A 17,663-nucleotide genomic window follows, 5' to 3' on the forward strand; every position below is an offset into this window, starting at 1 on the left:
GATTTTATGAATATCACAGCCATTCGCAACGAGCAAAATCCACAACCGCTCATTCAATTAAAAAATATCAATGTGGTTTTCGCACAAAAAACCGCTCTGCAAGATATTAATTTAAATATCTATCCCAATTCTATTATTACCATTGTGGGGCCAAATGGTGGTGGAAAATCTACGTTGTTAAAAACCTTATTAAAACTACAAACGCCCACTTCTGGCGAAGTCATTTATAGTAAAAATGTTCGCATTGGTTATGTACCACAAAAAATCCATTTGGATCATAGTTTGCCTATTACGGTTGAGCGATTTCTTTCGCTAAAAAAAGGCATTAAAACCCAAGAAATATCCACCGCACTTGAGCAACTTTCGATTTCACATTTACGCAAAAGCAATATGCAAAAACTTTCTGGTGGCGAAATGCAACGTGTATTATTGACGCGTGCAATTTTAAATAAACCGAATTTACTTGTGCTAGACGAACCCACTCAAGGCGTAGATATTACTGGGCAGGCAGAACTTTATCAGCTCATTCATCAAACCCAACAAAAATTAAATTGTGCCGTATTGATGGTATCACACGATTTACACATTGTGATGGCGGATAGTAAAGAAGTATTGTGTATTAACCAACATATTTGCTGTGCAGGTACGCCCGATGTTCTCTCAAATGATCCAACATTTATGCGTTTATGGGGAAATCAGCTCGCACAAAATGTCGGCTTTTATACCCATCATCACAATCATCATCACACCTTGCACGGTGATGTGTGCGGTTGTAATTCATCAGCAGTGCATTGTCAAAATAAGGATAAATAATGTTTGAAATTTTATTTCCTGCCCTTTTAACAGGCATTGTGCTTTCGCTTATTACCGCGCCACTTGGCGTATTTGTGGTATGGCGGAAAATGGCTTATTTTGGCGACACTCTTTCTCACTCTGCGTTGCTCGGCGTGGCGTTAGGTATTTTCTTACAAGTCAATCCTTACATTGCGATTGTGGTGCTTACCTTAATTCTTGCTATCGCAATGGTGTGGTTAGAAAGCAATACGCAATTTTCTATTGATACCTTGCTCGGCATTATTGCCCATAGCTGTTTATCTCTCGGGGTTGTAACCGTAGGATTATTACGGAATGTACGGGTAGATTTAATGAATTACTTATTCGGGGATTTGCTCGCAATTAATTATACGGATTTAATTTATATTGGCATTGGCGTGATAATTGTGCTTTCAACATTAATTTATTTTTGGCAATCCTTACTTTCCACCACTGTATCGCCAGAACTTGCGCAAGTTGAAGGTATTAATATCAAAAAAATGCGTTTTATTTTAATGATATTGACCGCATTGACTATTGCCTTGAGTATGAAATTTGTCGGTGCATTAATTATCACATCCTTATTAATAATCCCTGCGGCAACCGCTCGTCGCTTTGCGAGAACGCCAGAATCTATGGTGGGCTGGGCGATTATTATGAGTATGTTATCGATTATAGGTGGATTAATATTATCAGCCTTTTATGATACCGCTGCTGGGCCTTCTGTTGTGATTTGTTCCGCGTTTTTATTTGTCTTATCGCTCTTTAAAAGAGAGCGATTATAAGCTTGCCCAACCAGTGAAAACCATTTGCGCCACAGTTTAATTCTTGATAAAGTGCGGTCAGTTTTTACGGTCTTTTTAGGATAACAAAATGAACCAAGAATATTTAGATTTTGAATTGCCGATTGCTGAATTAGAAGCAAAAATTGAAGCATTACGAGCAGCATCAGATGATAAAGTTGATTTAACTGATGAAATCAAACGCTTACAAAAGAAAAGTAACGAACTCACTAAAAAAACCTTTGCCAACCTTGATGCTTGGCAAGTTTCACGTATGGCGCGTCATCCAAACCGCCCCTATACATTAGATTATATCGAACATATTTTTACGGAATTTGAAGAACTTGCAGGGGATCGCGCTTTTGCTGATGATAAAGCCATTGTTGGTGGCTTGGCGCGTTTAGATGGTCGTCCAGTGATGGTTATCGGTCATCAAAAAGGTCGTTCTGTAAAAGAAAAAGTACAACGCAATTTTGGTATGCCAGCACCTGAAGGCTACCGCAAGGCTTTACGTTTAATGGAAATGGCTGAACGTTTTAAATTGCCAATTATCACATTTATTGACACACCAGGAGCTTATCCTGGTATCGGCGCAGAAGAACGTGGTCAAGCGGAAGCTATCGCCCGTAACTTACGCGAAATGGCACAACTTACCGTTCCTGTTATTTGTACCGTTATCGGCGAAGGCGGTTCGGGCGGTGCATTAGCTATTGGCGTGGGCGATAAAGTGAATATGTTGCAGTATTCCACTTATTCTGTGATCTCGCCTGAAGGCTGCGCTTCTATTCTTTGGAAAAGTGCGGAAAAGGCATCAACAGCAGCAGAAGTAATGGGATTAACCGCAAGCCGTTTAAAAGAATTAAATCTTATCGACAGCATTGTGCAAGAACCTTTGGGTGGCGCACATCGCAATTATGCGAAAATAGCTGAAAACTTAAAACTTCGTTTAAAAGAAGATTTAGCTGAACTCGATGAACTAAGCAAAGAAGAATTATTAAATAGACGCTATGAACGTTTAATGTCTTACGGTTATTGCTAACTAACATTCTAAAAGAGCGGTGATTTTTACCGCTCTTTTTTGATCTAAATATACAACAAAGGAGAAAATATAATGAAAAACGTACTTTCGATCCAATCCCACGTAGTCTATGGTTTTGCGGGTAACAAATCCGCGACTTTTCCAATGCAGTTGTTAGGCGTCGATGTGTGGGCATTAAATACCGTTCAATTTTCTAATCACACGCAATACGGAAAATGGACAGGTATGGTCATTCCACAAGAACAAATCCGAGAAATTGTAACTGGACTTGATAATATTGAAAAACTACAAGAATGTGATGCTTTGTTATCAGGTTACTTAGGTTCTGCGGAACAAGTCGATCAAATTCTTTTTGCCTTAGAACAAATCAAACTGCGTAATCCAAATGCACTTTATTTATGTGACCCAGTTATGCCACATCCGAAAAAAATCTGCGTGGTTGCCAATGGTGTTCGCGAAGCACTTATTGAAAAAGCCATTCCAGTGGCAGATATTATGACGCCAAACTTACACGAATTGCGTCAGCTAACCGAATTCCCAATTAATACCTTTGATGATGTATTAAAAGCGGTGAATGCGTTGATTGCAAAAGGCGTGAAGAAAGTTCTCGTTAAACATTTAGGCAGCGCGGGTAAAATTAACGATCCTGATACATTTGAAATTATTATGGCAACCCCTGAAGGTGTTTGGCATTTAAGCCGTCCACTTTATCAATTCAATTTTGAACCAGTGGGCGTGGGCGATTTAATCGCAGGGACATTCTTAGCAAATTTACTCAATGGAAAATCTGATGTTGAAGCTTTTGAAGCGATGAATAACGAAGTAGCAGGCGTAATGAAAACCACCTTTGAACTGGGTTCTTACGAATTACAAACCATTGCCGCACGTTTTGAAATTCTCAATCCAAGCAGCAACTATAAAGCTGAAAAAGTTGCCTAATGGATTTACTTTCAGACATTGAAAAACAACTCAAAAAAACCACCGCTCAAGGGTTTCTTATCGCCTTGAGTGGTGGTTTGGACTCCACTGTACTTCTTTCTTTATTTGCAAAACTTTGTCAAAAACAACCGCACTTACCGCCTTTATCAGTACGAGCTATCCATATCCATCACGGCTTAAGCCCCAATGCAGACAGTTGGGCTAAACACTGCCAAGACTTGTGCGATCAATTACAAATTCCGTTGATTATCGAGCGCGTACAAGTAGATAAAACCAATGGCATTGAGGCTGGGGCGCGTGAAGCACGCTATCAAGCCATAAAAAAACATCTTCAAACACAAGAAATGCTGGTTACAGCACATCATCTAAACGATCAAACTGAAACCTTTTTCTTAGCCCTAAAACGTGGCAGTGGGCTACAAGGCTTAGGCGCAATGCAACAACAAAGTGTATTGTTCGGCATGCCAATTTTACGCCCTTTGTTAGGCTTTACTCGCACCCAGTTAGAAAATTACGCGCAAAAAGAAAAACTCAACTGGATTACAGATGAAAGTAATGAGGATAACCGATACGATCGTAATTTCTTACGCAATGAAATTTTGCCAGAATTACGTGCACGCTGGGCTTATTTTGATTTAGCCGTGCAACGTTCCGCACAACATTGTTTTGAGCAACAACAGCTAATTAATGATTTATTGAGCGAAATTTTTGCACAACATTGTCAAATTAAAAACCAATTTAAACTGTGTCTGTTCCGCAAATATTCTCTCGCAAAACAGACCGCACTTTTGCGTATGTGGCTTGCCAAAAACCAACTTGAAATGCCAAGTAAACGCCAGCTTACACAACTTATTAATGATGTCATTTTTGCAAAAGAAGAGGCAAATCCTCAGTTTCAGCTTGTAAATAAAGTCATTCGACGTTATCAAGATAGTTTATATTTAACTAAACGGTTTTCTGATCTAACCAAATACTGCCTAAAATTAGAACAAAACATGCTAAGTTTACCTGATAATTTAGGCAATCTCACTGTTCAAGAAAATGAAAATAATCTGATTTTCTACTGGCAGGATTACTCTGTTACGCTGGAAAAAACGAACTTGCCTATTTCTATTCGTTTTGGCTATTCGGGCAAAGTGAAACATCATCCGAAACGACCAAGAGAAGATATAAAAAAAATCTGGCAAGAATTAAGCGTACCACCTTGGGAACGAAATCGGATTCCTTTAATTTTTTATGGCGATAAGCTAAAAAGTGCGGTCGGTTTTTTCCGTGTTTTTGACGCGTTTTAAAATCAAGTTAAAGTGGCTTTACATCTAAAAATGCGTTCAAAATTTGAGCGGTGAATTCTTTTCTTAGATAAAAACCTAAAGGCAAGGTATCTATAATTTCGCCATTTTTTCCTATGCCTTTTGTCACAGCGCGACTATTTGCACCCTTCGGGCGAAGTTGCATAACCTCACCAATTCGAGCGGTAATTTGCTCCAATTTGCCAAGTACAATTAAATCCATCAATTCTTCCCAATCTTGTTTTAATTGACGTTCTTGCTCAGCGGTTGGCTTCCAGAAAATTGGCGCGCCGATATGGCGTTCACGTAATGGAATATGGCGGCTGCCTTCAATCGGCATCCAAAGTACACAAGAAAGTTTATGACGAACGTGAGAATTTTCCCATTTAACCCCTGAATTTTGTACCAATGGAGCAAGGCTCACAAAGGTGGTTTCAAGAGGATAACCCTCCGCATTAATCGGTAACGTTTTAAGTTCAACACCTAAATGAGAAAAATCCTGTTCAGCTTTACTCCCTGCCGTTGCGCCTAAAGCACGCTCTAATAACATGCCGACCCAGCCTTTATCACGTTTTAAATCAATCGGGACAGGAATATGCAGTTCATCAGCTAACTCCCCAAAAGTTAAGCCAGCAATGGATTGCGCTTGGGAAAGTAATTGTTCAAGGGTTTGTGGAATCATTCGTGATATTTCTTAAAAAAGCGAGGCTTCGTGTTTTCAGTGCCTTTATCAATATAGGGAATTTTCTCTAACTGTAATAAAAAACGTTTTGCCTCTAAGCCACCGCCAAAACCAGTTAAAGTACGATCTTTACCTAAAATGCGGTGACAAGGAATAATAATGCTAATCGGATTACTGCCTACCGCGCCGCCCACGGCACGAACAGCTTTAGGATTATTAATACGTAACGCCAGCTCTCCATAAGTTGAAAGCTTGCCATAATCAATTTCTCGCAAGGCTTGCCAAATGGCTTGTTGAAACGCGGTGCCTTCTGGTTTTAAGGGAATGTCTGAAAAATACTCAACTTCCCCATTAAAATATCGTTCAAAAGCTAACCGCACTTTTTGAAAAACAGGCAATTCATCTTGCTTGTGCCATTTTGGATTAGGCGCATATTGCTCTTTTTCAAAATCAATATGCGTAATGCTCTCGCCGTCAGATAAAATCAAAAGCCGTCCCACTGGCGAGGGGTAATAAGTGTAATAAAGTGCGGTCATTTTTCGCCTTGTTTTATAAAAGAAAAGCACACTTGGTGTGGAAGTGTGCTTCATTATGCTAAATTTTTTAACGGATTAGAAACTATAATTTAAGTTTAAGCCGTAAAGATTTGCGTGTGCTTGAGAAGTGTAATTTGCGGTTGTTGTTATGAAGCCACCTACAGCTTTTTGTACTTCTTTAAAGTGAACTTTTTTGCCTTTTAAGTAAGCATAGCCAAGATCAACAGATAAATTCGGCGTGAATTTATAGGTTGCCCCTAAACTATACCAAGTGCGATCGGTATCTGGAATTGCAGCACTACGGTGATGACGAGATGCAGCTTGATCGTAAGCAATACCCGCACGTAAGGTTAATTTTTCATCAAGATTATAACTTGCCCCTAATGCAACACGAGAGTTATTACTGTATTGCAATTCTTTATCAAAAGCTTTCTTACCATCTTCGAAGCTAGCATGTAATTTTGTTAAACGACTCCAATGGGTATATTTATAACTATAATGCACTGCAAATTTGTCAGTTAATTGATGGAAACCAGAAAGTTCTAAGTAATCTGGCAATGTAAGGGTTAAATTACCTTTTTTCCCTGCCTCAATAACCTCTGCTTCTAAACTAGTGGCAGTGCGGTCAGTAAAATCAATGTCCACTTTAGAATGATAGGCTAAACCAATTCGGTTAGCTTCATTAAATTGATACATTACACCTGCATTCCAGCCAAACCCCCAAGCTGCTCTATCTTGTAATGACACAACAGATTTGTCTTTAGAGGTCAAATAGTCAGTAGCTTTATCTTTAGGATTTACTGTTTTGATTGCGTTTTGTGCAATCTTAACACTCTCCGCAATAATACCCGCATTCCGTTCAACTTGGGCTTTAGCATAAACTGCATTTACCCCTAAACCTAGGCTCAAGCCTTCTGTTACTCGATAAGCACCACTTAAATTTAAGTTGATAGCAGTCAAGTCAGTTTTTCCACCAAATACACCAGCATCATAACTATCGTCATATTTACTTTTTAAACCGAAATTGACATTCATTCCTGCGCCCAGCGCGAATTTATCATTCACTGGCGCAACGAAATAAAGATTTGGCACAAAAGCACCAGGAATAACATTACGCGCTGAAGCTGAGCCGTACTTTGTTGTTCTCATTGTAGTAGCTGTTATAGAAGAATCTACATCACCATTCATATTAATTCTAGAATCAACATAAACGCCACCCGTGGAAAACTGTGCAGTTTTAAATAAACTCATCAAAGCTGGGTTAGTTGCCACGACAGAAGCATTATCTGCAATCGCCGCTTCACCCGCATAGGCACGACCAAGCCCAGAAGTAGAAACTTCCGCCAATTGGAAAGCCGCCGCATTTGCACCACCTGCAGCCAACAACATTGCCGTTGCTAATATAGATTGATTAAATTTTTTCATTTGGAACCCTTTGTTATAAATAAAAATTTGGGCAATTGTAAAGCCAGAATCTATTGAGTGCAACTATTTTTATTAGAGCTACGATCAGTTAGCAGGAGTTTTTTGCATTTAATGGATTGTTTTGTTCAATTTTTGTCATTTATGGGGAACAAGAAAAATGATAAAATGTGCCAAAATATTCATATAAGGAAAAGAAAATGACCGTAAAATGCAAAGCAGAAGAATCCTTAACTTGTAGCTGTGTTGATGTAGGCACAATTATTGATGGCTCTGACTGTACCGTAGAAGTACATCAAGTTTATAACACAGAAGCTGATGCCAATGCAGCGCTTGAACGATTAACAAAGAAAGCGCGCAATACAGAAAGCGATCCTTGCGAAATTAAAAGCGAAATCGTGGCAGTTGAAAACGGCGTTCAACTAAATGCTTCTTTCACTTTTAGTTGCCAAGCAGAAGCGATGATTTTTGAACTGGCGAATCGTTAAAAACAATTAAAAATTTGACCGCACTTTTATTGAATTAGAATAGTGGACGTTTTAAAAATACGCACTATGAAAACGATTTTTAAAACGTCCACAAAATTTAATATCCCTCTTCTTGCATATTCGGCAAAAATTCCGCTTGCTGAATACGCTTTACTTCCGTACGAATTGAACCATCTGAATATAGCTCAATTTCACGCCAACCAGGCTGTAAGGTATCAAGAGAAAAATACTGGCAATCAGGTTTAAATTGAATACAAGTCGCTGGTGTTGCCATCACTTGATAACCATTCCATTCACTGTTTACTTCTTGATGAATATGCCCATACAAAATAGCTTTCACATTAGTAAAAGGCGCAAGCACTTCTGCCAATTCGTGAGAATTACGAAGGTTATGTTGATCAAGCCACGCGGAATTAGTTGGTAATAAATGATGGTGTAATACAACCAACGTATAACGTTCAGGATTTTTTTCTAAGGTTTCTTTTAATAAATCGAGTTGATGCTGGCTTAGTTGTCCGTGTGGTACACCGTAAACTTGGCTATCCAACAATACAGCTTGCCAATGCTTGCCCAATAGAAGATGTTTTGCCGCGTTCATTGGTGGCTGATTTAAAAATTCTGCCATTTTAGGCTGAAAATCGTGATTTCCAGGAATCCAAAATACGGGTTTATTAAAAGGTCTCATCATTTCTACAAAACGAGTGTAACCTTCATCACTACTATCTTGCACCAGATCGCCTGTAGCAAGAATCACATCAAATTGGTTATTTTCTTGCTGAATTTCCTTTAATACTTGAGCAAAACTTGCTTGTGTATTGACCCCCAATAATTCCGCACTTTCATCTTTAAATAAATGGGGATCTGTAATTTGTAATAATTTAATAACAGGCTTTTCCGCCTGATAAACAAACGTATTTTTCATTAATGCCCCCTAACTACATTTCCAACTTTGTTGTAACTGAGCATAATTTAATTGAAGCCACTGCAATCCAATCACTGCAATGCCATTATCAATTTTCCCCTCGCACATCCATTGATACGCCTGTTCACGTTTTACTACCTGTACTCGAATATCTTCATTTTCTTCAGCCAAACCGTGAATACCTTTTGCTTGTGAGCTATCCACTTCGCCTGCAAATAAATGAATCCGCTCCACTATGCCACCTGGGCTATCCCACACACTTAAACAATGCGTTAAATTTTTGACTTGAATTCCCGCTTCTTCTTCACTCTCACGCAAAGCAACTTCTTCTGGCTTTTCGCCTTTTTCCACCATACCCGCAATTAGTTCAAGTAACCAAGGCGAACGATTAGATTCTGGATGATAAGCCGCACCAATACGAACTTGTTCGACTAAAATCACAGAATCTTCTTTTGGATCATAAGCGATAACTGCTGAGGCGGCACCTTTAATCAGTAATTCTCGGGTTACGATGCCACTTTGCCCTCCAGCAAAAAGTTTATGTTTAAATTGGATTTGTTTAAGTGTGAAAAAACCTTCATACAAAGTTTGTTCGCCCAATATTTCTATATCTTGTTGGCTAAAATGTTGAATTTCTGACATCTGTTTTCTCCAAAACTGAACGCAAAATCATACGCTTAAAAGACTACAAAAAAAATAGAAGGTTTCCACTTTTTGTTGAAAGTTTGAAGTGAGTCACAAAATAAAATACCGTGATAATTTATCAATAATCACGGCATTCTTTTTTCAGAAGTATGTAAGATAATGTTTTACTCCATTTTTACAAAACAGATATTCTACAAAACCTTACTCACAATTTTTCCATCAGCCACTTGAGTTGTAATGAAATCCCCTTGATTGACATCTTTCACACTAACAATGGCTTTACCTTGCGGGTTTTCCGCAATGGAATAACCTCTTGCCAATACTTTCAACGGGCTTAAGCTATCCAGTTTTCCGCATAACGTTGCCAGTTTATTTTGACGCTCCGTCACTTGGCGATTTACGCAAAAATTTAACCGCACTTTTAGCTGCTCTAAGCGTTGTTGATGACGTTGCACTCGATATGGCAATGGATTTTGTTTTAAACGAACAGAAAGTGCGGTGAATTTTTGTTGTGTATTTTCAAACTGACGCAACATTGCAAGTTGCAAGCGATGCGTAAGCTGTGCATTTTTCGCTTGTTGAACACGTAACTGATTCTGTGGATGCTGATTGTGTAATCTTAAGGTTAGCTGTTTCAAACGCTGGCTTTTTCGCGTAAATAAACGATCAAATGCCATATCTAAACGTTGCTGTTGATGGCGAAGTTGTTGCAATAATTCATCTTGATTACGACTAACTAACTCAGCCGCTGCGGAAGGGGTCGGCGCACGAAGATCTGCCACAAAATCGGCAATCGTCACATCTGTTTCGTGTCCCACCGCACTGATAATGGGTAAGGTTGAACGAAAAATCGCTCGCGCCACGTTTTCTTCATTAAAACACCAAAGATCTTCTAATGAACCACCACCACGCCCAACAATTAATACATCCACTTCTTGTCGCACATTAGCAAGTTCAATCATTTGCACAATTTCTGCTGTCGCCTCTTTACCTTGAACTGCAGTGGGATAAATAACAACTTTTAAACTTGGATCACGGCGTGCCAAAATATGCAAAATATCTTGCAATGCCGCACCTGTAGAAGAAGTTATAATCCCAACGGCTTTACTAAAGTGCGGTAGATTTTTCTTGAGATTTTGAGCAAACAATCCCTCCGTAGCCAACTTCATTTTTAACGCTTCAAATTGCTGTTGCAATAATCCCTCGCCAGCTGGGTGCATAGAATCAATAATAAGTTGATAATCGCCGCGAGGCTCATATAAACTCACATTGGCACGCACAAGCACTTGCATTCCATTTTGTGGACGAAAAGCAACACGCAAATTTTTCATACGAAACATCGCACAACGCACCTGTGCATTTTTATCTTTCAGCGTTAAATACCAATGCCCAGACACAGGTTGGGTAAAATTGGAAATTTCCCCCGTCAGCCAAATTTGGGAAAAATGCCCCTCCAACATCTGACGTGCGGCAGAGTTGAGTTGAGAGACGGAATAAATATTGTCTGACATATTATTCAATTAACACCCAACCATCATCAACCCAGTTACAAATTGAATCTAACAGCAAATCCATTGAGGTTTTAGGATCTTCGGTTTTATTCACTAAACTTGATAAAAATGCCCAATCTAAACTTTCGCCGTCAGATAAGCGTTTTAATACTTCGCTCTCAATTACATTAAGTTCATCTAACCATTCGCCATTCGCATAAATTCGCAGCGGATTTTCGGTGTAAAGCAATTTACAATTGTTGTCTTGAGAAAGGAACGCGCCATCTTCTTCTAAAATTGACCGCACTTCATCTGGATCGCACATTTCATCAGAAACCAATAACTCATAACGACGAGAACTCACCGCACTTGCCACAGCTTGTTTAAATAACGTATCAAAAGCTTTTGAATTAGCCAATTTATCTAATAAAAGCTGTTTCATTGCTTGAATATTTTCATCTGCCAGTTTACCTGTACGTTGTTCAGACTGGCTTAAACGTAGCGGCAAATCAAATTCACTTAAATTCAAATCAGGATCTTGATGACAGAAACCTTTGCTTACGCTATCAATCAAATTGCTTAAATTTGGATAACGCAAGCCAAAAGAAAAGGTTAAACAATCATCTTCAGCCACGCCATAATGTGCCATACGGGCTGGAATATACAAAATATCGCCTGGATTCATTACTTCATCAATGACTAATTCGCCCATATCATCAAAAATTCGGATCGATTGATTTGGTTTAAATTCAGTGCTTGCATCACACCATTTACCCACTTGCCAACGACGATGACCATAGCCTTGCACTAAAAATACATCATATTCATCATAATGCTTGCCGACAGAGCCACCTTTCGGGGCGTAAGACACCATAATGTCGTCACGTTGCCATTGAGGAATAAAGCCAAATTTGTTCCAAAGTTGCCCTAATTCAGGCGACCATTGCTCCAAATTTTGAACTAATACCGACCATTTTTCTGGTAACTTTTGGAAATCCTTTTCGCTTAAAGGGCTAAAAAAAACTTTCCAATTATCATCAGAAAATGTCTTTACTAAACGAGCAGTAACATCTTCATTTTGTGCAAGTTCAATAATATCTTGTGGCTCAAACTGCCCAACAATTTCAGGTAAACCGTTACGAATTACAAGTGGCTTTTTCTGCCAATAATCACGTAGAAAAATTTCTGGCGTGATATGTTCAGGTAAACAAAAATCAACAGATGAAAGTGCGGTCATTTTTAAGCTCCTTTTTCTTTATTTTTAGCGGCAGCTTGTTCTGCTGCACGTTTACGGCGAATTTCTTTCGGATCAGCAAGTAATGGACGATAAATTTCAATACGATCGCCCTCTTTTAATACATCAGTCAATTTTATTGGACGACTGAAAATCCCAATTTTATTTGTACTCAAATCAATCTCTGGAAATTGGCTTAAAATCCCCGATTGCGTAATCGCCGTTTGCACGGTGATTCCTTCATCAACTTGAAAAGATTTCAAATAATAACGTTCGGGAAAAGCATAAGCGATTTCAATGTTAATCTGATTCATTTTTACTTCTTCATTAAAAAATTTTAACCATTATAACGGAAAAGTGCGGTGACTTTTAATGATAAATCACGTGCAATAAATTACCCCTTTGTTTCCGCCTTATAGATTGAGAATTTAAGGCTTTTTCGCTACAATACGCCACTATTTTTTACATCATCAAATAAAAATGTCAGAAATAAAACTCATTGTTGGTTTAGGCAATCCTGGCGAAAAATATGCCGATACACGCCATAATGCAGGCGAATGGCTTATTGAACGCTTGGCACGTCGTTTTAATGTTTCGCTAAATCCTGAAAATAAATTCTTTGGAAAAACTGTCCGCACTTTATTGAATGGAAAAGAAGTACGCCTTTTAGTGCCAACAACTTTTATGAATTTAAGCGGTAAAGCAGTTGGCGCATTGGCAAGTTTTTATCGTATTAAACCTGAAGAAATTTTGGTTATTCACGATGAACTAGATTTGCCTGCTGGCACAGCAAAACTCAAACAAGGCGGTGGGCATGGAGGGCATAACGGCTTAAAAGATATTGTGGCTCAATTAGGCAATAACAATAATTTCTACCGTTTACGTATTGGCATTGGGCATCCTGGCCATCGTGATTTAGTGGCAGGTTACGTCTTAAATAAACCATCTCCAGCAGATCGCGATGCACTTGAAAAAGTGCTAGATGAAGCCACTGATTGTGTGGAAATGATTTTCAAAGATGGAATGGTCAAAGCGACCAATCGTTTAAACAGTTTTAAAATTTAAAAGTGCGGTTAGTTTTACAACCGTTTTACTCAAAATAAGGGAAAAATTATGGGATTCAAATGTGGTATTGTGGGATTGCCAAATGTGGGCAAATCTACTCTTTTTAACGCACTCACTGAAGCAGGTATTGAAGCCGCAAACTATCCATTCTGTACTATCGAGCCAAATACGGGTGTCGTGCCAATGCCAGATCCGCGTTTAGATGCATTGGCAGAAATCGTTAAACCTGAACGCGTATTACCAACCACGATGGAATTTGTGGACATTGCAGGCTTAGTTGCGGGAGCAAGTAAAGGCGAAGGCCTGGGTAACAAATTCCTCGCTAATATTCGCGAAACCGATGCGATCGGTCACGTCGTACGTTGCTTTGAAAACGACGATATTGTACACGTTGCAGGGAAAATTGACCCACTTGATGATATTGATACCATCAATACCGAATTAGCTTTAGCTGACTTAGACAGCTGTGAACGAGCGATCCAACGTTTACAAAAACGTGCTAAAGGTGGCGACAAAGAGGCTAAATTTGAACTTTCCGTTATGGAAAAAATCCTCCCAGTGCTTGAAAATGCAGGAATGATTCGCTCAGTTGGATTAGACAAAGAAGAATTGCAAGCAATCAAGAGTTACAACTTCTTAACGTTAAAACCAACAATGTATATCGCAAACGTAAATGAAGATGGTTTTGAAAATAATCCATATTTAGATCGCGTTCGTGAAATTGCTGCAAAAGAAGGCGCGGTTGTTGTTCCAGTATGTGCGGCGATTGAATCTGAAATTGCAGAACTTGATGATGAAGAAAAAGTCGAGTTTTTACAAGATTTAGGCATTGAAGAACCGGGATTGAACCGCGTAATTCGTGCAGGTTACGCACTTTTAAATCTTCAAACTTATTTCACTGCTGGCGTAAAAGAAGTGCGAGCTTGGACAGTTTCAGTTGGTGCTACCGCACCAAAAGCAGCAGCAGTAATCCACACCGACTTTGAAAAAGGCTTTATCCGAGCAGAAGTTATTGCTTATGAAGACTTTATCCAATTCAACGGTGAAAACGGTGCAAAAGAAGCAGGTAAATGGCGTTTAGAAGGTAAAGATTACATCGTACAAGATGGCGATGTCATGCACTTCCGATTCAACGTGTAAAAACACATAAAAAATAACCGCACTTTTGACGCATAAATCAAGGTGCGGTTTATATTTTATAAAAGGAATATTATGTCATCTATTAAATATCGTCCAGAAATTGATGGACTACGTGCAATTGCTGTTATTTCAGTCATTATTTATCATCTTAATGAAAACTGGTTATCTGGTGGTTTTCTTGGGGTGGATATTTTCTTTGTTATTTCTGGTTTTCTGATTACGGGTATTATTATCACAGAAATTCAACAGAATTCTTTTTCGTTTAAACAATTTTATACTCGACGTATTAAACGAATTTATCCTGCTTTTATTACAGTGATGGCATTAGTGTCTTTCATTGCGTCTGTTATTTTCATTTATAATGATTTTAATCAATTAAGAAAAACCATTGAATTAGCTACAGCTTTCTTATCTAATTTCTATTTAGGTTTAACACAAGGTTATTTTGATTTAAGCGCAAATGAAAATCCTGTGTTACATATTTGGTCATTAGCCGTAGAAGAACAATACTATCTTATTTTTCCACTTATCCTAATTTTAGCTTATAAAAAATTTAGAGAAATTAAAGTATTATTTATTATAACGCTAATTTTGTTTTTTATTTTACTTGCTACCTCTTTTATTCCAGCTAATTTTTACAAAGAAGTATTGCATCAGCCTAATATTTATTATCTCTCTAACCTAAGATTTCCAGAATTACTTGTAGGATCTTTGTTGGCAATTTATCATAATCTTTCAAACAAGGTTCAATTGAGTAAGCAAGTAAATAATATTCTGGCTATCTTAAGTACATTACTATTATTTTCCTGCTTATTTTTAATGAATAATAATATTGCATATATTCCAGGTATTACTTTAATTCTTCCTTGTATTTTTACAGCATTAATTATTCATACCACATCACAAAATAACATCATTAAATTATGTTTATCTAATAAAGCAATAGTGTTTATTGGGAAAATCTCTTATTCCCTTTATTTATACCATTGGATTTTTATTGCTTTTGCTTATTACATTACTGGAAGCAAGCAGATTCAAGGCATTACAGTTTTAATTGTTGTTATATTAACTATTATTTTTTCTATCACAAGTTATTATTTAATTGAGCAACCTATAAGAAAATCAAAATTAAACTTTAAACAGGCATTTATCTATCTTTATCTAATTCCATCTCTTTTTATTATTGGTTATAACACTTATGAAAGAAAACAGATTAGAAAAGAAAAAGAACATATTGAACAAGATGTTTTATCTGTTAATTTAGAGAATAACTTCCCAACTACAGTTTTAACAATAGGGGATTCTCATGCTGGTCATCTTACTTATTTTTTAAAATATCTTGGTAAGCAAGAAGGATGGAAGTCAACTATTTTAAGCATAACTGATGGGAAGGATTGTTTTGTTTTAGTGGATAAAAGCAATAGAATAACATCTGAGTGTCAAGAGTTATTTGATGAGATTAATTCACCTAAATATAAAGCTATTTTTATTTCTGGATTTTATGATTTAAGAATGGGAGGACAACCTGTTCCAAGATTTAACGCAGAATCAGCTATTATTCCTAACTTCAAAATAAGATTTAGGGAAACAATAAAATTACTTGCTAAATCAAAATCGGTTTATATCTTTGCAAATAACAGTTCTATTAGCAGATCACCTATTCGTGGATATTTACTAGAGAAATATGGACTTGAAAAGTATTTAGAACCAATTCGTAGAATGGGCGATATTGATGCGAGTAACAAAATCATTCACGATTTAATCAAAGATATTCCTAATGTTTATTGGGTAGATGCTCAACAGTATTTACCAAAAGATAGCGTTATGGCAGAAGGAAAATACTTATATGGAGATCAAGATCACTTAACAAATTTTGGTGCTTACTATATGGCAAAAGAATTTAGTAAATATCAACGAGTGATGACACCTGAACAAGTGAAAAAACTCTACGAGTAGAAACTAAAAGCGTTGAGCTATTTGCCCAACGCTTTTTTATATTTACCTAAGTTCATCAACTAACTTCTCACCAATAGGTTTTCGCCATCCAATCAGCAATTCTGGTAGTTTATCTTGAGAACAATCATATTTCCAAACCCATTTAATTAATTCATCCAAAGTGCGTTTACTCGCAACAATTTCAGGGGATAAACCTGCTGGTGTTAAGCTATTCACTTTTTCTTGTAACAATCGAATTGTTTTTTTATAACGAGGATCTTCAGAAATACGTTCAATAGGTTTTGGGTAATCATTAGGCGAAACACGTCTTACTTGAGCAAGTAATTGTAAAATCTTTTTACCACGCACGCGTACTTCATTTTCAGTTAATCCCATTTCCAACATTTCAGATGTATTACGTGGATTATTTTTTGCCACTTTCCAAAGATTATCGGATTTCACAATATAAGAAAGTGCTAAATCACGCTCTATTGCGACGTTTTGTCGCCACTGAGCCAAAATTCTTAAACGAGACAATTCAAATGGATTTAATTTCCAAGCATTTGGAATATCTAAATACGCTTTTTCTGAATCTCGCTCTTGTAATTTATGTGTTTTAGCAAGAGCCAGTTCGCAATCATCTCTTACTGCTTGTTCCCAAGGTGTTTTCGCTAACTCTTTTTCAAGAATATGATAAAGCGGTAACAAATACCAAACATCGCCTGCGGCATACTGAAGTTGAATATCAGAAAGGGGGCGTTTAATCCAATTGGTGCGAGTTGCACCTTTATCGATTTCTACATTTAAGTATTGTTGTGCTAATTTTGCCAAGCCTGCTGATGTGCCCAGCCCAATAAAGCGTGCCATAATTTGCGTATCAATCATTGGGCGTGGAAGCTGATCAAATTCTTGTAAGAAAACCAATAAATCTTCACTACAAGAATGTAAGATTTTTAATACCTTAGGGTTGGATAACAATGCGACAAAAGGCGAAAAATCCGTAATCGCTAAAGGATCAATTAAAGAGACGCGCTCGCCATCATAAAGTTGGATTAATCCCAACTTAGGAAAATAAGTGGAAACACGCATAAATTCAGTATCTAAGGCGACCGCACTTTGCTGCTGAGCCAAATTACAAATTTCCAATAGCGAAGTATTATCCGTAATGACTGTAAAGTGCGGTGGATTTTGACATTCTTTTATCATAGTGATTTTTTATTTGAAAAGAACAAAAATGGGATA

Annotated in this window: 18 protein-coding genes; 9 read left to right on the forward strand and 9 right to left on the reverse strand. The window is 37.6% G+C overall.

What is annotated here, in order from left to right; genetic code table 11:
• Positions 1-6 precede the first annotated feature (6 nt).
• From znuC to tilS, 5 genes are all read left to right on the forward strand, one after another.
• Positions 7-813 (forward strand): zinc ABC transporter ATP-binding protein ZnuC, encoded by an 807-nt coding sequence (gene znuC / locus ACPT8O_RS03430; RefSeq protein WP_021035675.1) that lies wholly within the window; start codon positions 7-9, stop codon positions 811-813.
• Positions 813-1,598, forward strand: coding sequence for a zinc ABC transporter permease subunit ZnuB (gene znuB / locus ACPT8O_RS03435; RefSeq protein WP_005693761.1), 786 nt, complete (start codon positions 813-815; stop codon positions 1,596-1,598). Before znuC ends, znuB begins: the two co-directional genes overlap by 1 nt.
• An 88-nt stretch (positions 1,599-1,686) precedes the next feature.
• Entirely contained in the window at positions 1,687-2,634 is a 948-nt protein-coding gene (gene accA, locus ACPT8O_RS03440; protein ID WP_021035674.1) for an acetyl-CoA carboxylase carboxyl transferase subunit alpha, read from the forward strand.
• Positions 2,635-2,706: 72 nt separating this feature from the next.
• Positions 2,707-3,573, forward strand: a complete 867-nt coding sequence (pdxY, locus tag ACPT8O_RS03445) for a pyridoxal kinase (protein WP_005630043.1) — start codon at positions 2,707-2,709, stop codon at positions 3,571-3,573.
• The gene (tilS, locus tag ACPT8O_RS03450) at positions 3,573-4,865 is read left to right on the forward strand and encodes a tRNA lysidine(34) synthetase TilS (protein WP_021035673.1); all 1,293 of its coding nucleotides are present in this window, start codon (positions 3,573-3,575) and stop codon (positions 4,863-4,865) included. Before pdxY ends, tilS begins: the two co-directional genes overlap by 1 nt.
• A gap of 7 nt (positions 4,866-4,872) precedes the next feature.
• On the opposite strand, the gene mutH is transcribed toward tilS, so the two are convergent.
• The 3 genes from mutH to ACPT8O_RS03465 all read right to left on the reverse strand — a co-directional run bounded on the left by mutH (position 4,873) and on the right by ACPT8O_RS03465 (position 7,505).
• On the reverse strand, positions 4,873-5,544 hold the full coding sequence (gene mutH / locus ACPT8O_RS03455; protein ID WP_005649232.1) for a DNA mismatch repair endonuclease MutH: 672 nt from the start codon (positions 5,542-5,544) through the stop codon (positions 4,873-4,875).
• Positions 5,541-6,080: a methylated-DNA--[protein]-cysteine S-methyltransferase gene (locus ACPT8O_RS03460; RefSeq protein ID WP_021035672.1), complete on the reverse strand. Its 540-nt coding sequence runs from the start codon at positions 6,078-6,080 to the stop codon at positions 5,541-5,543. Before ACPT8O_RS03460 ends, mutH begins: the two co-directional genes overlap by 4 nt.
• 75 nt (positions 6,081-6,155) lie before the next feature.
• Entirely contained in the window at positions 6,156-7,505 is a 1,350-nt protein-coding gene (locus ACPT8O_RS03465; protein WP_041175378.1) for a porin, read from the reverse strand.
• Between the two features lie 197 nt (positions 7,506-7,702).
• Here ACPT8O_RS03465 and ACPT8O_RS03470 point away from each other — a divergent pair, with 197 nt between their 5' ends.
• Entirely contained in the window at positions 7,703-7,990 is a 288-nt protein-coding gene (locus tag ACPT8O_RS03470; protein WP_021035670.1) for a YfcZ/YiiS family protein, read from the forward strand.
• A 97-nt stretch (positions 7,991-8,087) separates the two neighbouring features.
• Here ACPT8O_RS03470 and cpdA read toward each other — a convergent pair whose 3' ends face one another.
• From cpdA to ACPT8O_RS03495, 5 genes are all read right to left on the reverse strand, one after another.
• Positions 8,088-8,912: a 3',5'-cyclic-AMP phosphodiesterase gene (cpdA, locus tag ACPT8O_RS03475; protein WP_021035669.1), complete on the reverse strand. Its 825-nt coding sequence runs from the start codon at positions 8,910-8,912 to the stop codon at positions 8,088-8,090.
• A 9-nt stretch (positions 8,913-8,921) separates the two neighbouring features.
• The gene (gene nudF, locus ACPT8O_RS03480) at positions 8,922-9,554 is read right to left on the reverse strand and encodes an ADP-ribose diphosphatase (protein ID WP_021035668.1); all 633 of its coding nucleotides are present in this window, start codon (positions 9,552-9,554) and stop codon (positions 8,922-8,924) included.
• 194 nt (positions 9,555-9,748) lie between these two features.
• On the reverse strand, positions 9,749-11,068 hold the full coding sequence (xseA, locus tag ACPT8O_RS03485) for an exodeoxyribonuclease VII large subunit (protein ID WP_021035667.1): 1,320 nt from the start codon (positions 11,066-11,068) through the stop codon (positions 9,749-9,751).
• A 1-nt stretch (position 11,069) separates the two neighbouring features.
• Positions 11,070-12,284, reverse strand: coding sequence for a cupin domain-containing protein (locus tag ACPT8O_RS03490; RefSeq protein ID WP_021035666.1), 1,215 nt, complete (start codon positions 12,282-12,284; stop codon positions 11,070-11,072).
• A gap of 2 nt (positions 12,285-12,286) precedes the next feature.
• Positions 12,287-12,595 carry an RnfH family protein gene (locus ACPT8O_RS03495; RefSeq protein WP_005652202.1) on the reverse strand — a complete coding sequence of 103 codons (309 nt, stop codon included), beginning with the start codon at positions 12,593-12,595 and terminating at the stop codon, positions 12,287-12,289.
• Positions 12,596-12,761: 166 nt separating this feature from the next.
• On the opposite strand from ACPT8O_RS03495, the gene pth reads away from it, so the two are divergent.
• The 3 genes from pth to ACPT8O_RS03510 all read left to right on the forward strand — a co-directional run bounded on the left by pth (position 12,762) and on the right by ACPT8O_RS03510 (position 16,442).
• Positions 12,762-13,346, forward strand: a complete 585-nt coding sequence (pth, locus tag ACPT8O_RS03500; protein WP_005652204.1) for an aminoacyl-tRNA hydrolase — start codon at positions 12,762-12,764, stop codon at positions 13,344-13,346.
• Positions 13,347-13,394: 48 nt separating this feature from the next.
• Positions 13,395-14,486, forward strand: coding sequence for a redox-regulated ATPase YchF (gene ychF / locus ACPT8O_RS03505; RefSeq protein WP_021035665.1), 1,092 nt, complete (start codon positions 13,395-13,397; stop codon positions 14,484-14,486).
• Between the two features lie 72 nt (positions 14,487-14,558).
• Complete coding sequence (locus ACPT8O_RS03510; RefSeq protein WP_021035664.1) at positions 14,559-16,442, forward strand: acyltransferase family protein; 1,884 nt, start codon at positions 14,559-14,561, stop codon at positions 16,440-16,442.
• 42 nt (positions 16,443-16,484) lie between these two features.
• On the opposite strand, the gene rnd is transcribed toward ACPT8O_RS03510, so the two are convergent.
• Positions 16,485-17,627: a ribonuclease D gene (gene rnd / locus ACPT8O_RS03515; RefSeq protein ID WP_021035663.1), complete on the reverse strand. Its 1,143-nt coding sequence runs from the start codon at positions 17,625-17,627 to the stop codon at positions 16,485-16,487.
• Positions 17,628-17,663: the final 36 nt, after the last annotated feature.

This window comes from Haemophilus sp. HN_Hi08, assembly GCF_049824455.1.
GTDB classification, from domain to species: domain Bacteria; phylum Pseudomonadota; class Gammaproteobacteria; order Enterobacterales; family Pasteurellaceae; genus Haemophilus; species Haemophilus influenzae_D.

What these genes read in the sequence shown, in the direction of transcription:
- znuC (WP_021035675.1), top strand. Translation starts at nt 7, where the DNA reads ATGAATATCACAGCCATTCGCAACGAGCAAAATCCACAACCGCTCATT.
- znuB (WP_005693761.1), top strand. Translation starts at nt 813, where the DNA reads ATGTTTGAAATTTTATTTCCTGCCCTTTTAACAGGCATTGTGCTTTCG.
- accA (WP_021035674.1), top strand. Translation starts at nt 1,687, where the DNA reads ATGAACCAAGAATATTTAGATTTTGAATTGCCGATTGCTGAATTAGAA.
- pdxY (WP_005630043.1), top strand. Translation starts at nt 2,707, where the DNA reads ATGAAAAACGTACTTTCGATCCAATCCCACGTAGTCTATGGTTTTGCG.
- tilS (WP_021035673.1), top strand. Translation starts at nt 3,573, where the DNA reads ATGGATTTACTTTCAGACATTGAAAAACAACTCAAAAAAACCACCGCT.
- mutH (WP_005649232.1), bottom strand. Translation starts at nt 5,544, where the DNA reads ATGATTCCACAAACCCTTGAACAATTACTTTCCCAAGCGCAATCCATT.
- ACPT8O_RS03460 (WP_021035672.1), bottom strand. Translation starts at nt 6,080, where the DNA reads ATGACCGCACTTTATTACACTTATTACCCCTCGCCAGTGGGACGGCTT.
- ACPT8O_RS03465 (WP_041175378.1), bottom strand. Translation starts at nt 7,505, where the DNA reads ATGAAAAAATTTAATCAATCTATATTAGCAACGGCAATGTTGTTGGCT.
- ACPT8O_RS03470 (WP_021035670.1), top strand. Translation starts at nt 7,703, where the DNA reads ATGACCGTAAAATGCAAAGCAGAAGAATCCTTAACTTGTAGCTGTGTT.
- cpdA (WP_021035669.1), bottom strand. Translation starts at nt 8,912, where the DNA reads ATGAAAAATACGTTTGTTTATCAGGCGGAAAAGCCTGTTATTAAATTA.
- nudF (WP_021035668.1), bottom strand. Translation starts at nt 9,554, where the DNA reads ATGTCAGAAATTCAACATTTTAGCCAACAAGATATAGAAATATTGGGC.
- xseA (WP_021035667.1), bottom strand. Translation starts at nt 11,068, where the DNA reads ATGTCAGACAATATTTATTCCGTCTCTCAACTCAACTCTGCCGCACGT.
- ACPT8O_RS03490 (WP_021035666.1), bottom strand. Translation starts at nt 12,284, where the DNA reads ATGACCGCACTTTCATCTGTTGATTTTTGTTTACCTGAACATATCACG.
- ACPT8O_RS03495 (WP_005652202.1), bottom strand. Translation starts at nt 12,595, where the DNA reads ATGAATCAGATTAACATTGAAATCGCTTATGCTTTTCCCGAACGTTAT.
- pth (WP_005652204.1), top strand. Translation starts at nt 12,762, where the DNA reads ATGTCAGAAATAAAACTCATTGTTGGTTTAGGCAATCCTGGCGAAAAA.
- ychF (WP_021035665.1), top strand. Translation starts at nt 13,395, where the DNA reads ATGGGATTCAAATGTGGTATTGTGGGATTGCCAAATGTGGGCAAATCT.
- ACPT8O_RS03510 (WP_021035664.1), top strand. Translation starts at nt 14,559, where the DNA reads ATGTCATCTATTAAATATCGTCCAGAAATTGATGGACTACGTGCAATT.
- rnd (WP_021035663.1), bottom strand. Translation starts at nt 17,627, where the DNA reads ATGATAAAAGAATGTCAAAATCCACCGCACTTTACAGTCATTACGGAT.